Genomic DNA, 2,255 nt, shown 5'->3' with positions numbered 1-2,255 from the left:
TCTCGGCGTCCGCGTGCGATGTGTAGAGGGGACGGGTGCTGCGGGTCGCGGCGCCGCCCCTGCTCGCGGGCCGGGCCTGCCTGGCGCCGCGGCTGGGGAGGGAGCTGTGACGGGGCCGCCGCCCGTTGGCCTGGTCGCCCCCCCGCCCACGCCCGAGCCGGCGCCGCCGCGCGCGATGCCCGAGCCGCCGCGCCAGCCCGGGCCCCGCACCGCGACGCGCGGCCAGCGGCTGGCCCTGGTGCTCGGCCTGACGGTCGCGGCGCTGTTCCTGGTCTGGCTGTTCTCGGCGATCCTGACGCCCTTCGTGCTGGCGCTGTGCATCGCCTATTTCCTCGACCCGCTGGCGACCCGGCTGGCGCGGCTCGGCCTGCCGCGGGGGCTCGGCGCGCTGGTGCTGGTGGCCGGGCTGATGGCGCTGGCGCTGATCGCGCTGCTGCTGCTCTACCCGCTGATCATCGCCCAGGTCGGCACCCTGCTGGCCCGGCTGCCGAGCTATGCCACGGGCATCGCCGCGGCCATCCAGGAAGGCCTGGCCGGGCTCGAGGAACGCCTCGGGCCGGAGGTCTTCGACACCCGCCTGCGCGACCTGGCGGTCAGCCAGATCGGCGCCATCCTGGCCTTCCTCGGCACCGCGGCGACCCGGCTGATCGGCGGCGGCTACGCGCTGTTCTCGGTCTTCACCCTGGTGGTGGTGACGCCGGTGGTCGCCTTCTACCTGCTGCGCGACTGGCCGCGCATCATGATGCGGCTGGAAAGCTGGCTGCCGCGCCGCTCGGCAGGCACGCTGCGGGTGCTGGCGCGCGACGCCGACCGGGTGCTCTCGGCCTGGCTGCGCGGCCAGCTGCTGTGCTGCGCGCTGCTCGCCGCCTATTACGCCATCGGCCTGTCGGCGGTCGGGCTGGAGCTCGGGCTGATGGTCGGCATCGCCTCCGGCCTGCTCTCCTTCATCCCCTATGTCGGCTCGATGACCGGGCTGGCCACGGCCCTGCTGCTGGCCATGGGGCAGTTCGGCACCTTCAACGGCGTCGGCATGGTGCTGGCGATCTTCGTCACCGGACAGGTGGTCGAAGGCTATATCATCTATCCGCGGCTGCTCGGCGACCGGGTCGAGCTGCACGCTGTCTGGGTGATCTTCGCCCTCTTCGCCGGCGGCGTCGCCTTCGGCTTCCTCGGCGTGCTGCTGGCGGTGCCGATGGCGGCGGCGCTGGGCGTGCTGGCGCGCTACTGGCTGCGCCGCTACCTGGAGAGCCCGCTCTACCTCGACCCGCCGCGCACCGGGCTCTGACGCGGCGATGCGCCCGCGGTGACACCCCCGAGCCGCCAGCTGGCCCTGCCGCTCGACCTGCCGGTGCTCTACCGCGGCGAGGTGCTGGCCGACCCCTCCAACGCCGAGGCGCTGGCCTGGCTGGACCGGGTCGAGGGCTGGCCGGTCGGGCGGCTGGCGATCTTCGGGCCGGAAGGCGTGGGCAAGTCGCATCTGCTGCGGCTGACCGCGGCGCGGCAGGGCTGGCGCGTGCTGGAGGGCCCGGCGCTGCGCGGCGTGCCGGAGCCGGCGGCCACCGTGCTGGACGATGCCGACGGCTTCGCCGACGAGGCGGCGCTGTTCCACCTGATCAATGCCTGCGCCGCCCAGCGCCTGCCGCTGCTGCTGGCCGGCCGCCACCCGCCGGCGCGCTGGGCGGTCGGCCTGCCGGACCTGGCCAGCCGGCTGCGCGCAACCGCGGCGGTGGGCATCGCCGAGCCCTCCGACCGGCTGCTGGCCACCCTGCTGGCGCGGCATTTCGCCGAGCGCCAGCTGCGCGTGCCGGAGGCGGTGCAGGACTGGCTGCTGGCCCGGCTGCCGCGCGAGGCCGGCGCCATCGCCGCCGCCGCTGGCCTGCTGGACCATGCGGCGCTGGCCGCGGGCGGGGCGGTGACCCGGGGCCTGGCGCGCGCGGCGCTGGCCGGCTGGCCCGGCTTCGAGCCGGTTGATGACGTTTCCATGGAAACTGCCGCGAGTCCCTCGCTGTCGGCGCTGCCCTTGCTGTAGTCTGGCGGCATGGACGCCGCCGACGCCAAGCAGCACGCCCCTGCCGCCGCCCCCCAGCCCGCCGCCGCCTCGACCGAGAGCGCCGCGCCGCAGGCTTCCGCGACTCAGCCCGCCGCCCCTGCGGCGGGGGCGATGGCGCCGAACGCCCCTGAGCGCTTCATCCACCGGGAGCTGTCCTGGCTGGACTTCCACGCCCGGGTGCTGGAGGGGGCGGCCAACGCCCACC

General features: G+C 75.7%; 3 protein-coding genes. All 3 read left to right on the top strand.

What is annotated here, in order from left to right:
* Positions 1-106: 106 nt before the first annotated feature.
* A complete protein-coding gene (locus BKE38_RS29325) occupies positions 107-1,285 on the top strand; it encodes an AI-2E family transporter (protein ID WP_242662616.1) in 1,179 nt (392 codons plus the stop codon).
* An 18-nt stretch (positions 1,286-1,303) separates the two neighbouring features.
* Complete coding sequence (locus BKE38_RS29320; RefSeq protein WP_076960632.1) at positions 1,304-2,029, top strand: P-loop NTPase family protein; 726 nt, start codon at positions 1,304-1,306, stop codon at positions 2,027-2,029.
* Positions 2,030-2,038: 9 nt separating this feature from the next.
* Positions 2,039-2,255: hypothetical protein (locus tag BKE38_RS29315; RefSeq protein ID WP_131829796.1), on the top strand; the 217-nt coding region annotated here is incomplete at its 3' end.

Source organism: Teichococcus deserti (assembly GCF_001982615.1).
Classification (GTDB): domain Bacteria; phylum Pseudomonadota; class Alphaproteobacteria; order Acetobacterales; family Acetobacteraceae; genus Pseudoroseomonas; species Pseudoroseomonas deserti.
This window is presented reverse-complemented; position numbering and strand designations above follow the sequence as displayed.